Source organism: Olleya sp. NP1-10, from assembly GCF_055804415.1.
Genome location: NZ_CM147840.1, coordinates 3,067,671 through 3,092,644, shown reverse-complemented (window position 1 = coordinate 3,092,644; position 24,974 = coordinate 3,067,671). Strand labels below are relative to the sequence as shown.

The window sequence follows — 24,974 nt, the reverse complement described above, 5'->3', positions numbered from 1 at the left end:
GTTTTAAAAAAATAAACCTCCTGTAAAGATAACAGAAGGTTTACAGCTAATTAATGTAATTTAGGGATATTTGGGATAGTATTATTTTTTCCAAGCAAATTTTTTGAACGCCTCATCTACAGGTGTGTTTGCAATATGGTTTGTATAGTTACTTATTGTTTTTTGAGATAATCCTAAGATGATATCTAAAACGTGTTTTTCTTCATATCCAGCAGCATAAAAAGCATCTAAATCTTCTTGCGAAACATTACCACGATTTCTAACAATAGATAATGTCATAGTACGTAATGCCTCAAGTTTAGAATCTGCTAAAGGTTTTTCGTTACGTAATGCTTCAGTAATATCTGCATCTACTTTCATCATGTGTGCTATACCTGTATGTGCTGGTACACAGTAATGACAGCCATGCTCTACGTTAATAGCTTGCCAAACTACAGTTAATTCTTCTTCGTTAAATGAAGATTGTGTAAATAACTCATGCAATGTTTGGTAAGCTTGTAATAATTGAGGAGAAGCAGCTAAAACTCCATGTAGTCCAGGAATCATTCCGTATGCTTTTTGTGAGTTTTCTAATAATGGTTTTGCAGCTTCAGGTGCAGTCTCGATGTTGTGAATTTTTAATGTTGTCATAATTATTTATTTTAATGTTATGTTAATTATTTCTAAACGTTCGTTTAGTTATTGTGTAAAAAATGCTTTATAGATTTTTAAAAGTCATTTCAATGTAATCTTCAATTTCTTGCTTTGTGTTTACTCTAGCAGCAGCTGCTAAACCGTGTTTAGCTAATAATAAATAATTAGCTTGTTTGGTTACTGTGTCTTTAGATTTAGAAGGGTCCATTTTTAATTTTTCAATTATTATGGATTTTAAATTGTCCATAAATTGATTCATTTGATTAGTAATAGATTCATCTTCCTTATCAGAAAACTCATTATAAGTATTGGTTACAAAGCAACCTTTAACTTTGTCGTTTTTAAAATTTGAACTTACAGAATCATAAAAAAAATCTTTAATATCTTCAATTCCGTTGGTACCTTTTTTTAGTTTATCTAGCACAGTACTTACATTGGCTTTATAAAGTTTTAAACTTTCCAGAAACAAACCATGTTTGTTACCAAAACTAGAATATATTGAAAACTTGTTAATACCCATTGCTTTTTCAAGCATTTGCATGGAAGTAGTTTCATAGCCATTTTTCCAAAAAAGGGTCATTGCTTTTTCGACGACTTCAGTTTCATTATATTGTTTTGTTCGTGCCATTTTTAATTTCCGTGTAAACGATAATATCTAATTACTCTGCAAATCTAACCAATCGTTTAGAAATAAAAAAGCTATTAACATAACTTTAGTTTTTTAGCTTTAAATATAGGTTTCTGATTTTGTTATATAAATAGGTGTTGGTTTTGACGTAGTAAAAAGAAATAAAACAAACAACAACAATAAAAAGTAGTGCTCCAAAGATAGCTTGCGTAGGGTTTAGGCTTTTGTAAAAAAACTGTTTTAAACTAATTCCAGTAAAACTACCATATATGATCATAAAATGAATAACGTAAATGGATAGTGTTTTTTGACCAATTTTAGTGATTATGGCTTGCTTTAAATAGGTCTCAAAAGTATAAAACAATCCAAATATTAATAAGACATTGCCTAGTCTACTAAACAAATAATTATAGTTGGCACTTTTTGTAAATAATGGTAAATTAAACCAATGGTCTAATGTTTTTAAAATGGCACTGGAATAAAACATTAGTATAACTCCAACAATATAAAAGCTAATTATTTTAAATGTTTTATAATTGTTTTTATGTCCAAATTTATTGAATAGTATCGCTACAAATCCACCAAAAGCGACATAGCCAAACCAAGGGATTATATTAAAAACAGAACCATTTTGTGTGGTAAGGTAATTAACAAATAGTGCAGGCGCATTTTCTATTTTTAAAGTTCTGTATAAAGGCTCAGAAACAAAAATACCAAAGCATAATATTAGAAATAGGATAGCTAAAACCCATTCATTTTTAAAACAGATTTTATATAAAACAATTAATAAGATTAGTGATAATCCAATGCACTGTAATACGTCAACTTGTAAAAAACTCATATTGACTTCACCATACATCAAACTCCAAAACGAAAACCGTAAAGCATAGCCAAGTCCAATTAATAAAAATCCTCGATTTATTCCTTTTTTTATACGTTCAGCATCTGTTTTTTTTGCTTTAGCTTTTAATAATAAATACACAAAAACTAAACCTGTAATTGTAAAAAAAGTAGGAGCAGTAATCCCTCTAAAGTAATTCCAGATATTATAAATAGTGTTATTTGTGTCTCTGTAAATTGGATTTAATAGGGTGTCAATAAAATGACCTTGAAGCATCATTAAAATAGCAAATGCACGTACAGCATCAAGAAAAAATAGACGAGTTGGTTTCAATGGATAATAGTTGTTAGCGATGTAAAGATAATGGTTATATTTAAAGTCTAAAACTTTGTATTTGTATGTACGATAAAATAAACGATTTTATAGCTGACTTTGCCACATTTGTTTGGGGTTTACCTTTATTAATTTTATTAATTGGTGGTGGATTATATCTGCTTATTCTTTCTAGATTTTTACCATTTAGATATCTAGGACATGCCATACAAGTGCTGAGAGGTAAATATGATAATAAGGATGACGAAGGAGAAATCACCCATTTTCAAGCTCTAACTACAGCATTATCTTCTACCATTGGTATGGGGAACATTGCAGGAGTGGCAGTTGCTATTTCAATTGGTGGTCCTGGAGCAGTATTTTGGATGTGGATTAGCGCAATAGTAGGTATGTCAACTAAATTTTTCACCTCTAGTTTAGCTATAATGTATAGAGGTAAAGACAGTGCAGGAAACACTCAAGGAGGACCAATGTATTTTATAACGGAAGGTTTGGGTAAACACTGGAAACCGCTAGCTATCTTATTTAGTTTTTGTGGATTGATTGGTGCTTTACCTGTGTTTAATGTCAATCAATTAACTCAAGCCATAAATGATATTGTTTTAAAGCCAAACGGAATTACAGTAAATTTCACCTCTAATTTAATCATTGGATTAGTATTAGTAACCATTACATCGGTTGTTATTTTAGGTGGATTAAACAGAATTAGCAAAGTAGCATCCAAATTAGTACCAAGTATGGTGTTGCTATATTTTGTTTTAATACTTGTTATTTTGTTCGCTAATGCGGAAGTCGTGCCAACGTATTTTAAACTTATTTTTACAGATGCTTTTGCAGCAGAAAATTATAAAGGCGATGCATTTTTAGGTGGTCTTTTAGGCGGATTGATCGTGCTTGGAATCCGAAGAGGTGCGTTTTCAAACGAAGCTGGTATTGGTACAGCACCTTTAGCACATGGAGCTGCAAAAACAAACGAGCCTATTCGTGAAGGTTTAGTAGCCATGTTAGGACCAGCAATAGATACTTTAATTGTATGTACACTAACAGCTTTAGCAATTCTAGTTACAGGTGTTTGGCAAACAACAGAAGCTAATGGTGTAAGTCTAACAGCTAACGCTTTTGGAGTAGCGATGCCAACTTTTGGTCGCTATTTGTTACTGCTATGTATTATCATTTTTAGTGTGTCATCATTATTTTCTTATGCATATTATGGAGGGAAATGTCTGTCGTTTTTAATAGGAGATAAATACAAACACTACTACAACTATTTTTATATTTTAAGTATAATCCTAGGTGCAACAACATCTCTTGCATTAATGATTAATTTAATTGATGGTGTATTTGCTTTAATGGCAATTCCAACCATGACAGCTACATTAATTCTAGCTCCTAAGGTTTTAAAAGAAGCCAAAGCATATTTTAAAAGGATGAGAGAATCATAAATATAGTTATTAATGATCTAGATTTTTTATGTTAAAATAATAGCTATTAAAAGTTTTTTTGTTAGATGATCCAAAAAGTAAACTTCATACGTACATAATGTTTAATTAATCCTTTAAATTATATTTTGTATGAAACAATTATTTACTTTTCTATTTTTATTATCGTTTGTTAATGGTTTTTCTCAAGTTAAACCCGATTTAACAAATACAGGGACAACTGGTACATTAACAGCATACACTGGAACAACCACAATAACTACAGATAATTTTATTCTGGAGAATGCAATTATTTCAGGTTCTTTAAATATTAAAGCAAATAATGTCACCATTAAAAATTGTTTAATAGAAACTGGCGGTTATTATGGTATACGTTGTAACTACGAAGACTCTAACGGTAATGATTATACTAATTTATTAATTGAAGATTGTGAAATTAGAGGAATGCAAAGCGCAGCTATTTATGGAGATAATTTTACAGCCAGAAGATGTAATATATGGAATAGTGGAAATGATGGATTAAAACCAGTAAGTAATTTTTTAATCGAATCCTGCTATATTCACGAGTTAGGTTATGCAGATGGAGCTCATGCAGATGGAGTACAAATGGTAAATGGAGGCAATGGTATAATGAGATGGAATAATTTTGATATGCCTTGGGATAATCCTACTTATGCTAATAGTCAGTGTATTATAATGTCTACTAATGTTGGAATTATAGACGATGTTTTAATTGAAGAAAATTGGATTAACGGAGGAGGTTATAGTGTGCAGATAATTGATAAAGGAAATGGTTTTGGTGTTCCTACAAACGTTTCTGTTATAAATAATTTATTTGGTAGAGATCATCAATTTGGTCCTCAAAGAACAGATGCAGGTGTCGTTTGGCAATGTAATACGTATGAGGATGATGGTGAAGCTATTGGTGAGTGTCCTTCGTTAACAGTAGAGAGTTTAACTACTTCTAAAGGAATTAAAATGTATCCAAATCCAGCGTCAGATAATTTAAACTTTAATTTCTCAATTGATTTTTCTGGTACGTTATTTATGTATGATGTAACGGGAAGACAAGTGTTAGAGTTAACACTTGAAAATACTTTAGACAAGACAGTTTCTGTAAATTGTTCTGAATTTACTCCTGGAATGTATTTTGTTAAAATGAATAGTAAAAACAAATCGTATGCTACTAAAATTCTTATTGAGTAATTAGCGTATGTAAACGATAAGAGAATATTTATTATTGAAGGCTAGATAACTTCTCAAGATTGATAATAAGTATTACGTATAATAAAAAGGTCACATTTGTTTAAAATGTGACCTTTTTATTAATAAGCTTTTTTAAGCTTTCTTTAAAAGAATTTTTTCATGAGTAAATTGTAAGGCTTCTTCTAAAAACTTAACTAATAGTGGCCAATCTTTGTTTAGAAGAAAAGAACTTTTGTACGCTTTTTTAGTATCAATAATAAGAAGTTTTCCCTCTAATTTAGCAGTGCTAATAAAAGAACCTGCACTATTATCTACTGACTTGTTTAATTTATCCAATCCATTAACAATATAACCTTCTGGAATTTCTAGTTTTATTTGGTAGTTTATTGATCGTGGAAATTTCATATGGACATTTTCGGTTCTTATCTTTTGGTCTTTGTCAAGATCAATTTGTCCACCAATAAATTTTCCTATTTCAAAAATATAATTTGGACCAGCTTTTTTAATTAAACTATTTTCTATGCTATAAGTTTCTTCAAATGAAAAAGTAGAGTTTAGACCATAACGTCCTGTACTTTTAATATCATAGTTGTAACCTTTTGCATCTTGTATATTAAATTCATTTTCAATACTTTTTTTAAGATTTTCTTTTTGTCTTTTCTCTAGTTTTTCAATTAAAGCGCTAAATTCTTTTTCAAATTTGTTTTTTATCTTTTTATTACGAATAAGTTCTAGTAAAGATTCTGTTCCATATTTATCATAATCTTCATATACATAGTCGTGAAGTAATAAGGTAGAGTATTGTTCGTCTTCTTTAAAGTGACCTTTGAATTTATTTAATGTTACCACATTTATTTTTGAAAAATCCTGATTTAATGATAATGAGATTTCTTTTTGTGTTACATTATCTTTAAAAGTTGAACTTGGTAACTTACTTTTAGTAATACCATCAATACGACCTTTAGAATTAGAAAGTAAATAAACATCAGTACCTTCTAAATAGGGCGAATATTGATTGATACTTGTATGTGGTCCAAAAAAGAGGCATATAAAGGAGAAGGTGTTTTCACCTTTAAAAGTACAGAAACATTTTGTTCTATTAAAAGATCATCGATGGTGCCATCATACTTTTTCTTAGCAATTACTATGTCATAATCTATTTTTTGACGTTTTAGAAAGGATGTAAAGTGTCTGATAAACTGTTTCTCGTTTTCAATAAATACAGGGGAATTTCCATAGTAAGAAAATGGATAATTTAGTATACTTGCCTCATTTGAAAAAAAGCTTCAATAAATCGTGTTAAGTAGTAATGGCGCATATAATAATACGCATCTGTTACTTTTTTAGAGTCATCAGTATATTTCTTTTTTTGAAAAAACCTTTAAGGTCTCCAATATCTCCTTGTGGTTTAAAACGATGTTCATAAAGTTCTAAAACGTCCTCTTCAGATACACTTTTTTTTACTATAGCTTCTTTTGGAGACAAAAATGCTAAGGCTCTTTTTTCATAAGTACTTCTTCTTGCAAAGAAAACCTGAAATTTATAGGATGGTAATTCTAATAGTGAATAATACCAAATAGGAAATTCTATTTTTTCAATATCGTTTACTTCTAATTTATACCGACGTTGATTGTTTTTTTCAGAAGCTAACTCTTCTAATTCAGGCGCACCATTATATGTGTTGAAGTTTAAAAAATCATTTTCAGTTTCAAAAAAGAGTTTAAATTCTAAGATAGGATATTCTTCAGATAAGGTGTTTTCAACAGGGTCAAAGCCTACAGGGTAAGTAGACTTGAAAGGTTCTACTTTGTAAAAGTAATAATCTATAATATCTCCAACTTCAAGATTAGATATGGCTAATTTATTTTCTCCATCGACTGTAACTGCATCTTTAGAAACATCAATGATAATTTCTTTCCCATCAGGTTTTACTATTTTAACTCCAATCACATTATTACCCTTACTTCTCCAAGTATAGCGTCCTTTATTTGATCTAAATCTATTTACAAAAGAAAATTCAGAAAATTCTTCTACAGCAGCAGCATCTAATAATTTCACACGTTTTCTAATAGAAGTTGTATAGGTTACATTTTTTCCAAACTTATGGAAATCGTAATTTTCATTTTTATAGAGGATTACAGCAGATTCGTTAGCCCATTTTTTCGGGATATCAAAACTTGATTTATGTGTATCATTTGCTCCCCAAAAAAAGCTTCTGCCTCTTTTGCGATTTTTGTTTGACTAAATAATTGAGTCGAAAGAATAAAAGCGAACGTTAGTATTAGTGATTTTTTCATTATTGCTTGGTTAGGATAATTTGTTCTTTATATAGATTAGAAAGTTGTGAGATAAAATTATTCCATTCAGGGAAATCTTTTTTCTCAATTTTAGCATTTGTAATTTTGAAAGATTTACTGTACTTTATAATGTTGTTTTCTTTCAAGAAACTTACAGATAAATTATAATTCTCATTTTTTATACTTATATCTTTAGGTAACTCTGAAACGGTATACCCTGAAGGAATTTTTAAGCGTGTATTAGATTCTATATGTTTTTTAGAACTAAAAACAAAGTCGGTCTCTCGGTCTTTAAAGTCATAGTTTAAAAATTCTTTATCAAAATCTAAGTCCACGTATAACGTGTTGTCAAATGAAGATACAGCATTGTTTACTTTAACATCATATGATATGTCAATATTTGATTCTCTATTGTTTAAGTCTGTTGTATTAATGTTTGAAACTATAATATTATTATTTCCTTCATTTAAATAATATTCTAAAAACGTATTTTTTTTATCATTTTCAATAGTATTAAAGTAATACAGTAAACTTGATCGACTTTCTCCATTATATTGTTCTGTAGCTTTCCCTATTATGGCTTCTCCTTTTAATGACAGGTCATAATTAAAGACTTCTTTGTTAAAGGAGGCTTTGCTGATTGGTACTGTTTTTATAATATATTTATTAGAATCTTCAATTAAAACTTGTTTACCTTGAATGCGATCTGCATATTCTCCATATGGATTAAATTTTTCTGTAGCATCTAAAAAGATGGTTTTTCCATCTTTAAATAAAGTGCATATCATATGGTTGTCAACGGATAAACTTGGTATAGAATAATCATAAGCAATTCTTTTAGTACCAATCCAAGTTAATCTAGCGTCAAATCCAGCCTCAACAAGCATTTGTTTAGTCAGGTTTGCCATACCTTTACAATCTCCAAAGCGTTTAGTGAATACAGAGGAAGCTTCATCAGGCTTAAAACCTGCAATGCCATCTTCAAAAGCAATATATCTAATATTATCTTGAACCCAATAATAGATGTTTTTTATTTTATCTTCATCAGTTTTTGCGTTTTGTGTCAGTTCAATAACTTTATTTTTTAGTATTGAATTATCATTTTTTAATTCATTAACAAGAGATTTATACCAATTGTATAAGTCTAGAGTATTTGCAAAAAGTACTTTTTTATCATTTTTTATAGTATATGATTTAGCAAGTATTAAAATGTGAGGATAAATATAAGTTGGGCCAGGAGAATTTCTCTCTTTAGACATTGCTTTTATATTTGTAATGTTGTAAGTATGTGTGTTGGACTTTCTTTTTGGATTATTTATGATTGTTTTTTTGATGTCGTAACCATCAAAATTCACCTCTTTTAATTCAATATCTAACCAGTCAGGTACTTCAATTTTAATGGTTTTATTGACGGTAGGATAATTACTATTAAAATATAATTTAGTCAGATATTTTACATCTAAATATTTTTTGTTAATGGTATTATGATATTTGTATCCTAATAAAGGAAAATCTATATTAGTGTATTTTACACGAGTGTCGACGTGAAATAAACCTTGACTAGTGTAGGCTTCATCTTTAATGTAAAATTGGGTGTCCTTATTTGTTTTATATGTTATATTAAATTCATTTACTTCAGTTTGATCATCATAAAAACAGTATAATTGAATATCCGAACGTGAATCTAAATTGATAAGTGTTTCTTTTAAGATATGATTAACAGTGACTTTGTCGTTGTTTTTATTATAGTTAAAAGTAAGAATATCCTTACTCATATCTAAAGCGATATTATCATCCGGAAATTGTTTTTTTAATTGCTCAGCGTAGTGTTGTTCTGAGTCTGTTGGATCTGCTTTTTTTGAGCTAATAAAAATTGAAAAGAAAATAAGGTTAGAATAAGGTAGACTGTAATCTTGAGCATAGCGTTTATTTAGAAAACGAATATAATTTTTTTCAAACGTTTACAAAAATAGTATCCTGTATTTTCGATAGATTATATTGATAGTTACTAGTAAATTTAATTTTATGAGGCAAGTAATTACATGTAAATATCTTTAATATATTCTGCAAAAAATAGTTGAAATAAAATATATTCTACATCGTAACTATTGCAAAAAAATTACCCTTTATTTATCGAAGCCTTAAATTGTTGAGGTGTCATTAGTTCCATTTTTTTAAATTGTCGGTTAAAATAACTGGTATTATTAAAACCAGATTTAAAAGCAATTTCGGACATTCTAAAATCTTTAGATTCTTTAATTAGTTTTTTAGAAAATTTGATTTTTTCAGAATTTATGTAGTCTATCGGAGAAATTCCTAAAGTGTTTTTAAACTGTTTATGGAAGTGAGACGTGCTCATGTAAGCTTTTTTGGCCAATAAGTCAACACTAATATCTTTGTTAGTTAAGTTATTTTTAATAAATTTTATAACATTTCCAATCCTAGTGTCGTTAAACACCTGATTGGGATCATTTATAATTAATGACTTAGCTTTAGTTTGGAGTAGTCTGACAATCAATTCTTGTATCATCAAATCCAATAATACATCTTTAGATTTATTGTTATTGGTAAACGTATAGGTTAATCTTTCAATTAAATGATTAACGTCTGTGTTATTTATTAAATGCGATGTACTTTGATCTAAATCCCAATTGTTATTCTCGTTTTCAATAGCGACATGTTGGTTAAATTTTTCGACAACTTCGTCAATTTTAAAAGCATCAATACCTAAGGCTAAACATTGCGTTGGTTGTTGTTTTGTAGCAATAGGAAAATCGATAATCATTTCCTTGTTAGTTGGCATGACTACGGATTCACCAGGAAAAAAATTAAAAGCTTCAAAACCATCGATATGCATAATTTTCTGTCCAGTTAACATACTTGCAATAATCGGGAAGTTAAAAGTTAACGACACTTTTTCCGCGAAAGCGTGTGTTTCATAAATATTAAGTTCTGCATAATCTGCATTATAGGTCGTTCTGTTCTCCACTAAGGTGGTCAGTTTTCGGTTGTTTCTATGATGATTTAATAAGGACTGCATATTCAATACTACAAAAAATTAATACACTTATCTGTTAATAATAGATATGTTCAAGATTATGATAATTATGTTCAGGATAATTAGAATATGATAAAATAACTTTATCAAAAATAAATATAATATATTTTTTAAACTAAAAAATTATCTATTCACTAATTTAACAAGAAATTATATGAGTTATTCTAAACCAAAATTTAAAGAAAAATATGGCAATTTTATAAACGGAAAATTTGTAGAACCCTTAGATGGTCAATATTTTGAAAATACGTCTCCAATAGACAACAGTTTAATAGCTAAATATCCAAGATCGCAAAAGGAAGATGTCGAAATGGCTTTGGATGCAGCTAATGCAGCAAAAGAAGCTTGGGGAAACACCTCAGCTACAGAAAGAGCAACGTTGTTAAATAAAGTAGCAGATATTATTGAAGCCAATTTAGAGGAATTTGCTATTATGGAAACCTGTGATAATGGTAAACCTATTAGAGAAACTTTAAACGCAGACATGCCATTATGTGTGGATCATTGGCGTTATTTTGCAGCTTGTATTAGATCTGAAGAAGGCAGTGCAACCGAGTTAGACCAACACACATTATCCATGAATATTAAGGAACCACTAGGTGTGGTTGGACAAATTATTCCTTGGAATTTTCCTCTATTAATGTTGTCTTGGAAGTTGCCTCCAGCTTTAGTCACAGGAAATTGTGTGGTTTTAAAACCAGCAGAACAAACACCATCAACAGCCACTTTGTTAATGGAAAAAATAGCTGATGTATTTCCTCCTGGTGTTATAAATATTGTACACGGATTTGGTCCTGAAGCAGGTAAACCATTGGCATCAAGCCCTAAAGTAGATAAAGTGGCGTTTACAGGCGAAACTACAACAGGTCAATTAATTATGCAGTACGCCTCTAAAAATTTAAATCCTGTAACAATGGAATTAGGTGGTAAATCGCCAAACGTATTCTTTAATTCGGTTATGGATCACGACGATGCTTTTTTAGATAAAGCAATTGAAGGCGCTGTTTTATTTGCCTTTAATCAAGGAGAGGTGTGTACCGCTCCTTCTAGAATTTTGGTTCAAGAGGATATTTATGATGCTTTCATGAAGCGTGTAGTTGAAAGAACGAATGCTATAATACAAGACAATCCACTAGATGTAAATACAATGGTTGGTGCTCAAGCGTCCAAAGATCAATACGAAAAAATACAATCTTATATAGAGATAGGAAAAGAAGAAGGTGCAAAAGTGCTGGCAGGAGGATCTGCTAATACATTATCGGGTAATTTAGCTGAAGGGTTTTATATCAAACCAACAATACTAGAAGGTCATAATAAAATGCGAGTGTTCCAAGAAGAAATTTTTGGGCCTGTAGTTTGTGTTACAAAATTTAAAGACGAAGCTGAAGCTTTAGAAATAGCAAATGATACACTTTATGGGCTTGGAGCAGGAGTATGGACCAGAGATGCACATCAATTATACCAAATACCAAGAGCTATTAAAGCGGGTCGTGTATGGGTAAATTGTTATCATTCTTATCCAGCACATGCGCCATTTGGTGGTTATAAAAAATCTGGTTTTGGTAGAGAGAATCATGTGATGATGTTAAATTATTATCGTCAAACTAAAAACATGTTAATCTCTTACGATAAAAATAAATTAGGTTTCTTTTAGTAGAAACAGATTAATAGCATAAAGGCTGATTTATTTAATAATTCAGCCTTTTTAATAACTTAAATTATGGAAAGAGTAGCAATTACAGAAAAAGCAGCAAAAGTTTTAGACCAATTAAAAACAAAACATGGAGGTTTAATTTTTCATCAAAGTGGAGGTTGTTGCGATGGTTCTGCACCTATGGTTTTTGAAAAAGGTGATTTATATTTAGATGAAAGTGATATATTGTTAGGGACCTTAAACGGTGTTAATTTTTATATGAATCAGGATCAATTCGAATATTGGAAACATACGCACTTAACGGTAGATATTACGGAAGGTAGAGGTGCAAGTTTCTCGTTAGAGATTCCGTTAGGATTACGTTTTTTTATTCACTCAAGACTATTAACTAAAGATGAAGACATATTTTTTAATAAGTGATTCTGTGTAAATTTGTTGTTTTATGTTTTTAATAATTTAAGCTTTAAAAATTAGTGATATTCACTATTTTAAGGCTTTTTTTATGTGTAAAATTTAATTATTTAAGTAATTAATGTTTAATTTATTGCTAAATTGATATATTTATGCTAAATTAATATATATGACTGTAGATTTATGTCCTAATTGTGGGGCAGACCATTACATTAAAAGCGGAATTGTTAACAACAGACAACGTTATAAGTGTAAAAAATGCAACTATTTTTTCTCTGTTAATAAGATAGGTAAAAAGATAGACGACTACTATGTTAACAAGTCACTGCAACTATATTTGGAAGGGTTGACTTATAGAGAAATAGAGCGTATTTTAGGGATTTCTCATGTTAGTATCATGAATTGGGTAAAAAAATACAATATCAAACGTCCTAATAACTCTAATTATCATCCTACTTATAAAATTTTAAATGCTTCAGAGCTTGCTGTTTACTTTTCAGAAGCTTCTAATATAAAAGGGGCAGGTGTTGTAGTCACAGAGTTAGGAGATAAATTTATGTTAATTAAATGGGAGCGTTTTAAGGATTAGTATATTAAATTAACAGTTAGATATATTAATTTTCTGTTAATACATTGTTTTTAAGAGCTTAGTAGTGCACACAAAATCAATTAATTACTAATTAATCCCTTAAACAATGAAAAAACAAACCTTAATATTGTTTGGACTCTTATTAGTGTCTATTCAATTAATCAAGGCTCAAGGCTCTCCTGATTATGATGGAGGTCTTAAGTTTAAATTTAACGAAGATGGTTCTAAATATCTTCGGCTTATTTCTTGGGCACAAGTCCAAGCTAATTACAACACAGATGACACTTTTGATGCTAACGGAAACGAAAACAGTAAATTAGATTTTAATTTACGTCGTGCTCGTATTTTAATGTTTGCACAAATTAATAAAGACTTTTTAATCGTTACACATTTCGGGTTAAACAGTTTAACAAGTGCTACACTTAGTCCAACCGGAAAAGGAGATGGTTCTCAACTCTTTTTTCATGATGTATGGGCACAATACAATTTAGGTAAGGACCACACAATTGGTGGTGGTTTGCATTATTTTAATGGTATTTCTAGATTAAATAACCAAAGTACCCTTAATATGATGACGTTGGATAACAACCGTCAGTCTTGGGCAACAATTGGGTTATCAGATCAATTTGCACGTCATTTAGGTGTCTTTGCAAAAGGTAAATTTGATAAGTTTCAATATCGCGTTGCTATTAATGATGCTTCAGTTTCAACTTTAGATGCTCGAACTGCTGTTGCAGGAGGAGAAGCAGTCTATAATGGACGTGCAACTTTAGGTTCTAAAGCTGCTGGTAAAACATACGCTGGTTATTTTGATTATAATTTCTTAGATCAGGAATCCAATTTTCTGCCTTATAAAGTAGGTAGTTATTTAGGTGGAAAAAAGATTTTTAATGTTGGAGCAGGTTTCTTCTTGCATCCAAAAGGCGCTGTAATAGATACAGGAACAGTATTAACGCCAAATTTAGAAGGAGAAGACGTGTCTATATTTGCAGTAGATGCTTTTTATGATGCTCCAATTGGAGAAGAAGGAAGTGCAATTACTGCCTATGCTGTTTATCAAAACAGTGATTACGGTAAAGACTATTTATATAGTGCGTATGGGACAAGTAGCATGGTTTATGGTCATGTTGGCTATGTTTTTAAAGGCGATAATACCAAAACAAGATACCAGCCTTACGTTAGTTATGGTACGCATAGTTATGATGCGGTAAGTGACGATAGGTCTACTTTAGGTATTGGTGTAAATGCTTATATGAGTGGGCATAATTCAAAATTAACTTTAGAATATAAAAATCAAGAATTTGGAGCATTAGATTCTAATACTATTTCGCTTCAAGCTATGATATATCTATAAAAACTAACAACTATGAGTGATAAACAAAAACACGCGTCAGCGTATTGGAAAGAAAATATTAAATATTTAGCCATATTACTAGTCATATGGTTTGCAGTGTCTTTTGGATGCGGAATCTTATTTAGAGAAGAATTGGATCAATTTAGGTTGGGTGGTTTTAAACTAGGTTTCTGGTTTGCACAACAAGGCTCAATATACGTATTTGTAATATTAATATTTGTATACGTAAGATTAATGAATAAACTAGATAAAAAATACGGTTTTGACGATTAGTCTTAACTAATAACTTTAAAAACAATAATATTATGAGTGTACAATTTTGGACATGGTTATTAGTAGGACTTACTTTTGCCTTATATTTTGGAATCGCAATTTGGGCAAGAGCAGGCTCAACTAAAGAGTTTTATGTTGCTGGTGGAGGTGTTTCTCCCTTAGCAAATGGTATGGCTACAGCAGCTGATTGGATGAGTGCAGCCTCTTTTATTAGTATGGCTGGTATCATTTCCTTTTCAGGTTATGATGGTTCTGTTTACCTTATGGGTTGGACAGGTGGATATGTGCTTTTAGCACTATTATTAGCACCATATTTAAGAAAATTTGGAAAGTTTACAGTTCCAGATTTTATTGGAGATAGATATTACTCAAATACAGCAAGAACAGTAGCAGTCATTTGTGCATTAATTGTTTCGTTTACTTATGTTGCAGGACAAATGCGTGGTGTTGGTATTGTGTTTTCTCAATTTTTACAGGTAGATATTAATATAGGTGTAATAATTGGTATGGCAGTGGTTTTAACCTTTGCTTTATTAGGAGGAATGAAAGGTATTACATACACACAAGTGGCTCAGTATTGTGTATTAATATTTGCATTTATGGTTCCTGCGTTTTTTATCTCAATGCAAATGACCGGAAATATCATCCCTCAAATAGGGATGGGAGGAAAAGTTGAAGGTGGCGCTTTTTTACTAGATAAATTAGATACTTTGCATACTCAATTAGGTTTTAACGAATATACAAGCGGTACCAAAAGTACTTGGGATGTTTTTGCTATTACCTTAGCATTAATGACAGGTACAGCAGGATTACCACACGTAATTGTCCGTTTTTTCACTGTTCCAAAAGTAAAAGATGCTCGTAAATCTGCTGGTTATGCTTTGTTTTTAATAGCTATTTTATACACAACAGCACCTGCAATTGCAGTATTTTCAAGAACTAATTTAATTGAAACTGTTAGTAATAAAGAATATAAAGAAATTCCAGAATGGTTTAAAAATTGGGAAAACACAGGATTGATAGCCTGGTCTGATAAAAATGGAGATGGAAAAATTCAATATGTTGCAGGAAACGCTTTATCAGGTAAAAAACCAGAATATACTGATGCAAGAGGAGCAAATGGAGAGCGTGTAGTAGCTAACGTAAGTGATGCTTCAAACGAGTTATACGTAGATAGAGATATTATGGTATTAGCAAATCCAGAGATTGCTAATTTACCTAATTGGGTTATTGGCTTAGTCGCAGCAGGAGGATTGGCAGCAGCATTGTCTACAGCAGCAGGATTACTATTGGTGATTTCGACATCTGTATCTCACGATTTAGTTAAAAAACAATTAAAGCCAGATATCTCTGATAAAGACGAATTAAAAGTAGCTAGAATAGCCATATTTGTAGCTATATTAATTGCAGGTTATTTTGGTATTAATCCACCCGGATTTGTGGCAGCAGTCGTCGCGCTAGCATTTGGTTTGGCAGCAGCCTCCTTTTTTCCTGCTATTATCTTGGGTATTTTTGATAAACGTATGAATAGCCAAGGAGCCATTTCAGGTATGGTTGTAGGTATTGTACTAATGCTATTTTACATGATGAAATTTAAACTAAATATGTTTGGTGGTGGTACAAGTGCAGATTGGTGGTTTGGTACTTCTCCAGAAGGATTTGGTACTATTGCAATGTGCGTAAATATTGTAATATCATTAGTCGTTTCTAGATTAACACCAGCACCTCCACAAGATGTACAAGATATGGTTGAAAGTATTAGAATCCCTTCAGGAGCAGGTGAAGCTCAAGACCATTAAAATATTGAGTTCTGTCTGAATATTTTTTAACAAAAGCTAAAGAAGAATATTGAACTTAATTTAAATTTAGTTAGTTAGGAAGTCAGCATTACATTTAGTAGTGCTGATTTTCTTATATTAGTGATATCATAAAATTTTCGCTTTCGCGGAAAAGAAATTCAATAAACCAAATGAAAAAAAGACACGAACAAAAGCTAGTAGTTTTATCTATAGCATTGTGTTTAATTTTTAATGTACCATTCATATTAATTTTTAATTTTGAAGGCGCTCTTTTTGGTATCCCGACCTTATATTTTTCAATATTTTCAATTTGGTTGCTATCCATCGTTATTTCATATATTGTATTAAAACGCCATTATGAATAACTACGCATTAGTAATCATAATTATAATGTACTTAGCAGTGTTATTTTACATTGCTTTTCTTGCTGAAAAAAACGACAAAGTAAGTGGGTAAATAATCCATATGTGTATACATTATCATTGGCAGTCTATTGTTCTGCTTGGACGTATTATGGTAGTGTTGGTATTGCAGCAAATTCGGGTATTAATTTTTTACCTATTTATTTAGGGCCAGTTATTGCTGCACCTTTATGGATTGTTGTACTTAGAAAGATTATCAGGATTTCAAAACAACATAAAATCTCATCTATTGCAGATTTTATTTCATTACGTTATGGTAATAGTAGATTTCTAGGTGCTTTAGTAACCATTGTATGTTTATTTGGGACGTTGCCATACATTTCATTACAATTAAAAGCAGTCTCTGAAACGTTTGAGATCATGTCCGACGATACTAGTTATGTCTCCACAACAGTAATAGACGATTCCACATTTTACGTTGCGTTATTATTAGCCATATTTGCTACTTTTTTTGGAACACAAAATGCTGATGCTTCCGAAAAACATAAAGGAATCATTGCTACTGTAGCTTTTGAGTCAATTTTAAAACTGGTCTTCTTTTTGGCAATAGGAGTTTATGTGACGTTTTATCTATTTGATGGTACAACAGATATTTATGAGAAAATTTCAGTTACCGAAAATTTTAAACAGCTCACCACACTAAGTGGAATAGAAGATGGTTTTAATTGGTTTTTCTTAATTGGTTTGTCTTTTATGGCCATATTTTTACTACCAAGACAATTTCAGGTTTCGGTTTTAGAAAACAACAGAGAAAAGCATTTAAAAAAGGCAATTTGGTTGTTTCCTTTGTATCTTTTATTATTTAATCTGTTTGTTGTTTTTATTGCTTGGGCTGGTAAGCTAACCTTTGGTGAGACGCAAAACTCAGAATATTATTCGTTACTACTTCCTTTAGAAAACGGAAATTCGTTTCTAGCAACATTGGTGTTTTTGGGTGGTTTTTCGGCTGTAATATCAATGGTTATTGTCTCTACTTTAGCATTGTCTACAATGGTAAGTAATAACTTAATTATTCCTTATGGTTTTTTAGAGAAGTTTATAAAAAACCAGCCAGAACGCAATTCTAAATACATTAAAAACATTCGTCGTATTTCTATTTTTACCATCATAATAACTGCATATTTCTTTTATGTGATTTTTTCAAAAGAATTGTCATTGTATTCTATTGGTTTAATATCGTTTGTTATTATATCACAATTAGCTCCTTCTTTTTTTATTGGTTTGTATTGGAATCGTGGATCGTCAAAAGCAGCAATTATAGGTATACTAGTTGGTTTTTTTATAGCAATATATACTTTGATATTGCCATTTACATTACAAGTATATACAGGAACAGATAATTTTACACAATTTGGGTTGTTTGGTATTTCAGCTTTAAAACCTTACGCTTTATTTGGTATAGATTTTTTAAGCCCTCCAGCGCATGCTTTTTTCTGGAGTATGACGTTTAACATCATGAGTTATTTAGTGTTTTCATTAACCTCAAAAGGAAATTACCGAGAACGTAATTATGCAGAGATGTTTGTAGATAGCAATAATTTTACAACGCTTCAGGATAGTGCGTTGGTTTGGAAAGGAGAAGCATATGTTGCAGATATTAAAAATGTATTGATTCGTTTTTTAGGTGAAAAAAGAGCCACTCGAGCATTAAAAATATTCTTCACAAAATATAAATTGCCTCAGGACACCCAATTAGCAGACGCACGATTAATTAATTTTTCTGAAAAATTGTTAACAGGAAGCATTGGTTCGGCTTCAGCCAAAATATTAATTGCTAGCGTAGTCAAGGAAGAACAGATTAGCTTAGTAGAAGTGTTGAAAATTTTAGAAGAGTCTAAAGAAAACATTGTTAGTAATAAGGTACTATTAGAAAAGTCAAATGAGTTATCTAAACTGTCTTCAAAATTAAAAGATGTCAATGAAGAGTTATTAACCAAAGACAAGCAAAAAGACGAGTTTTTAGACACTGTAGCGCACGAGCTTAAAACACCAATTACAGGTATTAGAGCAGCTACCGAGCTTTTGATGGATGAAGACGATGACATGCCTCAAGAAATAAAAGCACAGTTTCTAAAAAATATACTACAAGATTCAGATCGTTTGGGACGCTTAATACACAATATTCTTGATTTTGAAAAGTTGGAAACTGGTCGTTTACATTTAGATTTGCAGTATCAAGATCTTCAAAAAACTATAACTAAAGCTATTAGTAGCATCTCGCAAATTGCTAGTAAAAAAGAGGTGAAAATAATTAATAATAATAGTCATAGTTTTAAAACTAATTATGACGAGGATCGTATCCTTCAAGTGTTAACTAATTTATTGTCCAATGCAATCAAGTTTTGCAATCCTAAAACCGGAGAAATTATTGTTGATTTAAAATTAGGTAATGCTGTAGTAGAAATTTCTGTAAGTGACAACGGTAAAGGTATTCCGGAAGAAGATCAGGATTATATTTTTGATAAATTTTACCAATCAAAACACCAAAATACTATTAAACCAGAAGGTAGCGGATTAGGTTTAGCAATAACAAAACAAATAGTAGAAAAGCATAACGGAAAAATTTGGGCAAAAAAAGACGTTAAAAATGGTGCTACACTTGTTTTTACAATACCTTTTAAGTAAATTGTTGTCTATAAAGTATGAAGAAGAAAATTTTAATTGTAGACGACGAACCCAATATTGTCATGTCGTTAGAATATACTTTCAAAAAACAAGGTTTTGAAGTATTTATTGCAAGAGATGGAAGTGAAGCTTTAGAGATTTTAAAACATCATATTCCTAATGTAATATTGTTAGATGTTATGATGCCAAATGTAGACGGTTATCAAACTTTGACACATATTAAAAATACAGACAGTTTAAAGGCAACCAAAGTGGTGTTTTTAACAGCTAAAAATAAGGCTTCAGATATTGAAAAAGGTTTAAAACTTGGAGCAGATAAATATTTAACAAAACCTTTTTCAGTAAAAAAAATAGTTTCAGAAATACTGGAACTAGTGACTTAAAGCAGTTTTTTAAGTTTATTTAAAATTGGTTTTGTGTGCAAACAAACTAAGTTTAATTAAAGTTTAAAGACATGAAATTTCACATCAATCCATTAGCGTCAGATATTATAATCAGTATTTATATTATCGTTACGCTTTATCTTAGGTTTAAATTTGAAAGTCAAACCTATACAAGTCCTATGCTATCTATAGTTTTGGGATTATGTTTTGTGCTTATAATCTATGCACTTATCAAATTAAAAGTACTTAATCCTAATTGGTTCGGCTTATTTAATACTAAAAAGGCCTAATTATGTATTATGATCAATTTTATAAAAAAAGTATAAAGCAACCTGAGCTATTTTGGCAAGAACAGGCCTTACAATTAGATTGGCTTAAAACACCAAAGCGCATATTGTCTAAAGATAAATATGACTATGATCAATGGTTTCAGGATGGAGAACTTAACTTGAGTTATTTATGTATAGACAAACATATTAATGATGGTTTTGGAGAACAGAATGCTATAATTTATGACTCTCCAGTTACAAATACAAAACAACATATCACCTTCAATCAATTACACCACGAAGTATCAAAACTAGCAGGTGGCTTACAAGGTTTAGGATTACAAAAAGGCGATACTTGTATCATTTATATGCCTATGATTCCGCAAGCAATTTATGCTATGCTCGCCTGTGCAAGAATTGGTGTAATACATTCGGTTGTTTTTGGAGGTTTTGCACCACATGAATTAGCAATTAGAATTAACGATTGTAAGCCAAAAGCAATTATTACAGCATCAAACGGAGTAGAAATCCAGAAAATTATTCCATACAAACCGTTTGTAGATCAAGCAATCGCTAAAGCGGAAGTAAAGCCAGAATATGTCATTGTTTTTGATAGACAATTAGGTGTGGATATTCCTAAGAAAAGCTACGATATAGATTACCAAACTTTAGTCGAAGGATCTCCATCAATACAAGCTATTCCTGTACAATCTACGCATCCTTCATACATATTATACACTTCTGGAACCACAGGAACTCCAAAAGGAATTATTAGAGATACAGGAGGTTATGCAACCGCTTTAAAATTCTCTATGAAATATATTTATGGAGTAAACGAAGGCCAAACCTTTTGGGCAGCAAGTGATGTTGGTTGGGTTGTTGGGCACAGTTTTATTGCTTACGGACCATTATTAAACAGAAACACAACTATTGTTTTTGAAGGAAAGCCTATTAAAACACCAGATGCTTCAACATTTTGGCGTGTGATTAGTGAGCATAATGTAAAAGCAATGTTTACAGCTCCAACAGCTATCAGAGCTATTAAAAAAGAAGATCCTAAAGGACAAATGCTAAAGCGTTTTGATTTGTCTTGTCTAAAATATTTGTTTTTAGCAGGAGAGCGTTGTGATGTTGCAACTCTAAGTTGGACAGAAGAAAAACTTCAAATTCCTGTAATTGACCATTGGTGGCAAACCGAAAGCGGATGGCCAATGATTTGTAATATGGTTGGAGTAGGATTACAGGATGTAAAACCAGGTTCGGCTGGATTACCTGTTTGTGGCTATGATATTCATATTTTAAATGAAGAAGGAGAGCAAGTAAAATCTAGTGTAGAAGGCTACGTTGTAATAAAATTGCCATTACCACCAGGAACATTAAGTAACCTTTGGGGAAATCCAGAACGTTTTAAATCTGGTTATTTAAATCGTTTTCCTGGTTATTATTTTTCTGGAGATGGAGGTTATAAAGATGAAGATGACTATGTATTTATAACAGGTCGTGTAGACGATGTTATAAACGTTGCAGGACATCGTTTATCCACAGCCGAAATGGAAGAAATTGTATCCTCACACAAATCTGTTGCAGAATGTGCAGTATTTGGTGTGCATTGCCAACTTAAAGGTCAAAAATCATTAGGATTAGTGGTTTTAAAAACAGAAACAGCTTTAAATAATGATGCCATTCAAAAAGAAATTATACAAGATGTACGTCGCGAAATTGGTGCAGTAGCCTCCTTTAGAGAGGTCTTGGTAGTAAACCGATTACCAAAGACGCGTAGTGGAAAAATTCTTCGTAAATTGTTGCGTAATATCGCTGATGAGCAACAGTATAATATACCATCAACTATAGATGACGTAACAATAATAGACGAAATTAAAATAGTATATAAAACCCATAAGATTGGGATTCATAAATAAAATCTAAATTGTAATTAGACTATAAAACAACTAAAAAAACAACTAAATAAACATGAGTAATTATCACATAAAACACTTAGAAGAGTATTATCAAGTATACCGTAAATCCGTCCGTAATCCAGAAAGTTTTTGGGAAGAAATTGCCGAAGAACATTTTATGTGGCGAAAAAAATGGGATAATGTGTTAAGTTGGGACTTTTCAAAACCAGAAGTCAAGTGGTTTGAAGGTGCTAAATTAAATATTACCGAAAACTGTATAGACAGACATTTATACACAAGAGGAGATAAAACAGCCATTATTTTTGAACCTAACAGTCCAGATGAAGAAGCACTACATATTACCTACAGAGAATTACACGATCGTGTTTGTAGGTTTGCCAACGTATTAAAAGAAAACGGAATAACTAAAGGAGACAGAGTCTGTATTTATTTACCAATGATTCCAGAATTAGCAGTATCTGTTTTAGCATGCGCTCGTATTGGAGCAATACATTCTGTGGTATTTGCAGGTTTTTCGGCTACAGCCTTAGCAACCAGAATTAAAGATAGTGATTGTAAAATGGTAATAACATCAGACGGTTCTTATCGTGGTGCAAAAACAATAGACTTAAAAGGTATTGTAGACGAAGCGCTTCTGGAATGTCCTGGTGTAAATAACGTTTTAGTTGCAAAACGTATTAATTCAGAGATTAATATGCAACAAGGTCGTGACCAGTGGTTACAACCATTATTGGATGAAGCCTATCATGACTGTGTGCCAGAAATTATGGATGCAGAAGATCCATTATTTATATTATACACTTCAGGGTCTACAGGTACACCAAAAGGGATGGTACATACCACAGGAGGTTACATGGTCTATTCTGCATATACGTTTAAAAATGTATTTCAATATCGCGAAAAAGATGTTTATTGGTGTACAGCAGATATTGGATGGATTACAGGACACAGTTATATTGTTTACGGACCATTATGTAATGGAGCAACAACCGTAATGTTTGAAGGTGTCCCAAGTTACCCAGATTTTGGACGCTTCTGGGAAATTGTAGAAAAACATAAAGTTAGTCAATTTTACACAGCTCCAACAGCAATTCGTGCATTAGCAAAAGAAGGTGTAGACCATCTAGAAAAACACGATTTATCATCATTAAAAGTATTGGGTACAGTTGGAGAGCCAATTAACGAAGAAGCTTGGCACTGGTACGATGATAACGTAGGTAAACGTAAAGCGCCAATTGTAGATACGTGGTGGCAAACCGAAACTGGAGGTATCATGATAACACCAATAGCCTTTGCAACACCAACCAAGCCAACCTATGCAACCTTACCATTTATTGGTATTCAACCAGCATTAATGGATGAACATGGTAAAGAAATTAAAGGCAATCAAGTCGATGGTCGTTTATGTATAAAATTCCCTTGGCCAAGTATGGCAAGAACCATTTGGGGAAATCACCAACGTTATAAAGACACCTATTTTTCTGCCTACGATAATAAGTACTTTACAGGAGATGGTGCGTTACGCGATGAGGTTGGATATTACCGTATAACAGGTCGTGTAGACGATGTTATTATTGTTTCTGGACACAACCTTGGAACTGCTCCAATAGAAGATGCCATTAACGAGCATCCAGCAGTCTCAGAAAGTGCAATAGTAGGTTTTCCTCATGACATTAAAGGTAACGCACTGTATGGTTACGTAACCCTTAAAGAAACAGGCGAAAGCAGAAAACACGATAATTTGCGTAAAGAAATTAACCAACTTATTACAGAGCAAATAGGACCAATCGCTAAGCTAGATAAAATACAGTTTACTAACGGATTACCTAAAACACGAAGCGGAAAAATCATGCGTCGTATTTTGCGTAAAATAGCAAGTAACGACACGAGTAATCTTGGAGATATAAGTACTTTATTAAATCCAGAATGTGTTGAAGATATAATGGATAATGTATTGTAAATAAGTATTTGGGCATTACACTTTTCCGCTTAAGCTACAAAGTGTCGGGCTTTCACTACTCGCTCTCTACGAGGAGCTCAAACAGACCGTTCAATCCCTAATGCAAAAACAAAATAGGCAACCTTTTAGGGTTGCCTGTTTTATTTTAAATAGGTTGTATAAATTAGATTACTTTAAAATCTAACAATAACTCTCCTTCAATATAAGCCTGTAAATGGTCACCTTTAACACTTTCACCAGTACCAAAAGCAGGAGTCCCAGTAAAGATTAAATCTCCAGGATTTAAAGTCATAAATTGGGAAGTAAACGCAATAATTTCAGCAAAATTATAAATCATAAAATCTGTGTTTCCGACCTGTTTTTCTTCATTATTAATAGTCAAACTAAAATTTATGTCGTTTAAATCTTTAAAATTAGACACAGGTACGAAACTAGATATAGGTGCAGCTCCATCAAACCCTTTAGCTAACTCCCAAGGACCTTTACCTTCACGTACTTGATTTAATACATCTTTGGCAGTATAATCAATACCAATTGCAATGTCTGATATATAATCAGAAGCATCTGTAATGTTTATGTGTTTACCAGTTTTTCCTATTTTAATAACTAATTCAGCTTCATAAACCAATTTTGAAGTAAATTCAGGATAAACTAAATCTTTATTATTAGTCAATAAACTAGATTCAGGTTTAGAAAAAATCATCTGAAACCCTTTGTCAATTGCCTCAAGTTCTGACTTGTCTTTAACATAGTTCTTACCAATAGCTAGTATTTTCATTTTATTTGTTTGTTGATTAAAGATTTAAAAGTAGTTTATTATATTAAATAATTAGATTTTTATTAAAATAAAAAATAGAGTATTTATTAGATAATTGTAATCA

19 protein-coding genes and 1 pseudogene are annotated in these 24,974 nt (G+C 31.3%); 12 read left to right on the top strand and 8 right to left on the bottom strand.

What is annotated here, in order from left to right; genetic code table 11:
• Window positions 1–81: 81 nt before the first annotated feature.
• The 3 genes from AC0L4B_RS14535 to AC0L4B_RS14525 all read right to left on the bottom strand — a co-directional run bounded on the left by AC0L4B_RS14535 (window position 82) and on the right by AC0L4B_RS14525 (window position 2,435).
• On the bottom strand, window positions 82–630 hold the full coding sequence (locus AC0L4B_RS14535; RefSeq protein WP_473437561.1) for a carboxymuconolactone decarboxylase family protein: 549 nt from the start codon (window positions 628–630) through the stop codon (window positions 82–84).
• A gap of 67 nt (window positions 631–697) precedes the next feature.
• On the bottom strand, window positions 698–1,261 hold the full coding sequence (locus tag AC0L4B_RS14530) for a TetR/AcrR family transcriptional regulator (RefSeq protein ID WP_473437560.1): 564 nt from the start codon (window positions 1,259–1,261) through the stop codon (window positions 698–700).
• Between the two features lie 85 nt (window positions 1,262–1,346).
• A complete protein-coding gene (locus AC0L4B_RS14525) occupies window positions 1,347–2,435 on the bottom strand; it encodes a heparan-alpha-glucosaminide N-acetyltransferase domain-containing protein (protein WP_473437559.1) in 1,089 nt (362 codons plus the stop codon).
• Window positions 2,436–2,500: 65 nt separating this feature from the next.
• On the opposite strand from AC0L4B_RS14525, the gene AC0L4B_RS14520 reads away from it, so the two are divergent.
• Window positions 2,501–3,877 carry an alanine/glycine:cation symporter family protein gene (locus AC0L4B_RS14520; protein WP_473437558.1) on the top strand — a complete coding sequence of 459 codons (1,377 nt, stop codon included), beginning with the start codon at window positions 2,501–2,503 and terminating at the stop codon, window positions 3,875–3,877.
• A gap of 129 nt (window positions 3,878–4,006) precedes the next feature.
• Complete coding sequence (locus AC0L4B_RS14515; RefSeq protein ID WP_473437557.1) at window positions 4,007–5,080, top strand: right-handed parallel beta-helix repeat-containing protein; 1,074 nt, start codon at window positions 4,007–4,009, stop codon at window positions 5,078–5,080.
• Between the two features lie 132 nt (window positions 5,081–5,212).
• Here AC0L4B_RS14515 and AC0L4B_RS14510 read toward each other — a convergent pair whose 3' ends face one another.
• The 4 genes from AC0L4B_RS14510 to AC0L4B_RS14495 all read right to left on the bottom strand — a co-directional run bounded on the left by AC0L4B_RS14510 (window position 5,213) and on the right by AC0L4B_RS14495 (window position 10,417).
• Complete coding sequence (locus AC0L4B_RS14510) at window positions 5,213–5,929, bottom strand: hypothetical protein (protein ID WP_473437556.1); 717 nt, start codon at window positions 5,927–5,929, stop codon at window positions 5,213–5,215.
• A gap of 486 nt (window positions 5,930–6,415) precedes the next feature.
• The gene (locus tag AC0L4B_RS14505) at window positions 6,416–7,138 is read right to left on the bottom strand and encodes a hypothetical protein (RefSeq protein ID WP_473437555.1); all 723 of its coding nucleotides are present in this window, start codon (window positions 7,136–7,138) and stop codon (window positions 6,416–6,418) included.
• Between the two features lie 238 nt (window positions 7,139–7,376).
• Window positions 7,377–9,152 (bottom strand): transglutaminase-like domain-containing protein, encoded by a 1,776-nt coding sequence (locus AC0L4B_RS14500; RefSeq protein ID WP_473437554.1) that lies wholly within the window; start codon window positions 9,150–9,152, stop codon window positions 7,377–7,379.
• Window positions 9,153–9,496: 344 nt separating this feature from the next.
• A complete protein-coding gene (locus AC0L4B_RS14495; protein WP_473437553.1) occupies window positions 9,497–10,417 on the bottom strand; it encodes an AraC family transcriptional regulator in 921 nt (306 codons plus the stop codon).
• 172 nt (window positions 10,418–10,589) lie between these two features.
• Here AC0L4B_RS14495 and AC0L4B_RS14490 point away from each other — a divergent pair, with 172 nt between their 5' ends.
• The 10 genes and pseudogenes from AC0L4B_RS14490 (at window position 10,590) to acs (ending at window position 24,093) form a co-directional block, all read left to right on the top strand.
• The gene (locus AC0L4B_RS14490; protein ID WP_473437552.1) at window positions 10,590–12,089 is read left to right on the top strand and encodes an aldehyde dehydrogenase family protein; all 1,500 of its coding nucleotides are present in this window, start codon (window positions 10,590–10,592) and stop codon (window positions 12,087–12,089) included.
• Window positions 12,090–12,155: 66 nt separating this feature from the next.
• The gene (locus AC0L4B_RS14485; RefSeq protein ID WP_473437551.1) at window positions 12,156–12,509 is read left to right on the top strand and encodes a DUF779 domain-containing protein; all 354 of its coding nucleotides are present in this window, start codon (window positions 12,156–12,158) and stop codon (window positions 12,507–12,509) included.
• A gap of 160 nt (window positions 12,510–12,669) precedes the next feature.
• Entirely contained in the window at window positions 12,670–13,089 is a 420-nt protein-coding gene (locus AC0L4B_RS14480) for a transposase-like zinc-binding domain-containing protein (RefSeq protein WP_473437550.1), read from the top strand.
• Window positions 13,090–13,195: 106 nt separating this feature from the next.
• The gene (locus tag AC0L4B_RS14475) at window positions 13,196–14,443 is read left to right on the top strand and encodes a hypothetical protein (protein ID WP_473437549.1); all 1,248 of its coding nucleotides are present in this window, start codon (window positions 13,196–13,198) and stop codon (window positions 14,441–14,443) included.
• Between the two features lie 12 nt (window positions 14,444–14,455).
• A complete protein-coding gene (locus AC0L4B_RS14470; RefSeq protein ID WP_054851225.1) occupies window positions 14,456–14,716 on the top strand; it encodes a DUF4212 domain-containing protein in 261 nt (86 codons plus the stop codon).
• 32 nt (window positions 14,717–14,748) lie between these two features.
• Complete coding sequence (locus AC0L4B_RS14465) at window positions 14,749–16,515, top strand: sodium:solute symporter family protein (protein ID WP_473437548.1); 1,767 nt, start codon at window positions 14,749–14,751, stop codon at window positions 16,513–16,515.
• 357 nt (window positions 16,516–16,872) lie between these two features.
• Window positions 16,873–19,562: pseudogene (locus AC0L4B_RS14460) on the top strand (ATP-binding protein).
• Between the two features lie 17 nt (window positions 19,563–19,579).
• Window positions 19,580–19,945 (top strand): response regulator transcription factor, encoded by a 366-nt coding sequence (locus AC0L4B_RS14455; protein WP_028606278.1) that lies wholly within the window; start codon window positions 19,580–19,582, stop codon window positions 19,943–19,945.
• A 292-nt stretch (window positions 19,946–20,237) separates the two neighbouring features.
• Window positions 20,238–22,133, top strand: coding sequence for an acetate--CoA ligase (locus AC0L4B_RS14450; protein WP_473437547.1), 1,896 nt, complete (start codon window positions 20,238–20,240; stop codon window positions 22,131–22,133).
• A gap of 52 nt (window positions 22,134–22,185) precedes the next feature.
• Window positions 22,186–24,093, top strand: coding sequence for an acetate--CoA ligase (gene acs, locus AC0L4B_RS14445; RefSeq protein WP_473437546.1), 1,908 nt, complete (start codon window positions 22,186–22,188; stop codon window positions 24,091–24,093).
• Window positions 24,094–24,256: 163 nt separating this feature from the next.
• Here the strand turns inward: acs and AC0L4B_RS14440 are convergent, their stop codons facing one another.
• The gene (locus tag AC0L4B_RS14440; protein ID WP_473437545.1) at window positions 24,257–24,871 is read right to left on the bottom strand and encodes a fumarylacetoacetate hydrolase family protein; all 615 of its coding nucleotides are present in this window, start codon (window positions 24,869–24,871) and stop codon (window positions 24,257–24,259) included.
• Between the last annotated feature and the right edge of the window lie 103 nt (window positions 24,872–24,974).

Coding starts and splice junctions, on each gene's coding strand:
- AC0L4B_RS14535 (WP_473437561.1), bottom strand. CDS start 630: ATGACAACATTAAAAATTCACAACATCGAGACTGCACCTGAAGCTGCA.
- AC0L4B_RS14530 (WP_473437560.1), bottom strand. CDS start 1,261: ATGGCACGAACAAAACAATATAATGAAACTGAAGTCGTCGAAAAAGCA.
- AC0L4B_RS14520 (WP_473437558.1), top strand. CDS start 2,501: ATGTACGATAAAATAAACGATTTTATAGCTGACTTTGCCACATTTGTT.
- AC0L4B_RS14515 (WP_473437557.1), top strand. CDS start 4,007: ATGAAACAATTATTTACTTTTCTATTTTTATTATCGTTTGTTAATGGT.
- AC0L4B_RS14500 (WP_473437554.1), bottom strand. CDS start 9,152: ATGAGTAAGGATATTCTTACTTTTAACTATAATAAAAACAACGACAAA.
- AC0L4B_RS14495 (WP_473437553.1), bottom strand. CDS start 10,417: ATGCAGTCCTTATTAAATCATCATAGAAACAACCGAAAACTGACCACC.
- AC0L4B_RS14490 (WP_473437552.1), top strand. CDS start 10,590: ATGAGTTATTCTAAACCAAAATTTAAAGAAAAATATGGCAATTTTATA.
- AC0L4B_RS14485 (WP_473437551.1), top strand. CDS start 12,156: ATGGAAAGAGTAGCAATTACAGAAAAAGCAGCAAAAGTTTTAGACCAA.
- AC0L4B_RS14480 (WP_473437550.1), top strand. CDS start 12,670: ATGACTGTAGATTTATGTCCTAATTGTGGGGCAGACCATTACATTAAA.
- AC0L4B_RS14475 (WP_473437549.1), top strand. CDS start 13,196: ATGAAAAAACAAACCTTAATATTGTTTGGACTCTTATTAGTGTCTATT.
- AC0L4B_RS14470 (WP_054851225.1), top strand. CDS start 14,456: ATGAGTGATAAACAAAAACACGCGTCAGCGTATTGGAAAGAAAATATT.
- AC0L4B_RS14465 (WP_473437548.1), top strand. CDS start 14,749: ATGAGTGTACAATTTTGGACATGGTTATTAGTAGGACTTACTTTTGCC.
- AC0L4B_RS14455 (WP_028606278.1), top strand. CDS start 19,580: ATGAAGAAGAAAATTTTAATTGTAGACGACGAACCCAATATTGTCATG.
- AC0L4B_RS14450 (WP_473437547.1), top strand. CDS start 20,238: ATGTATTATGATCAATTTTATAAAAAAAGTATAAAGCAACCTGAGCTA.
- acs (WP_473437546.1), top strand. CDS start 22,186: ATGAGTAATTATCACATAAAACACTTAGAAGAGTATTATCAAGTATAC.
- AC0L4B_RS14440 (WP_473437545.1), bottom strand. CDS start 24,871: ATGAAAATACTAGCTATTGGTAAGAACTATGTTAAAGACAAGTCAGAA.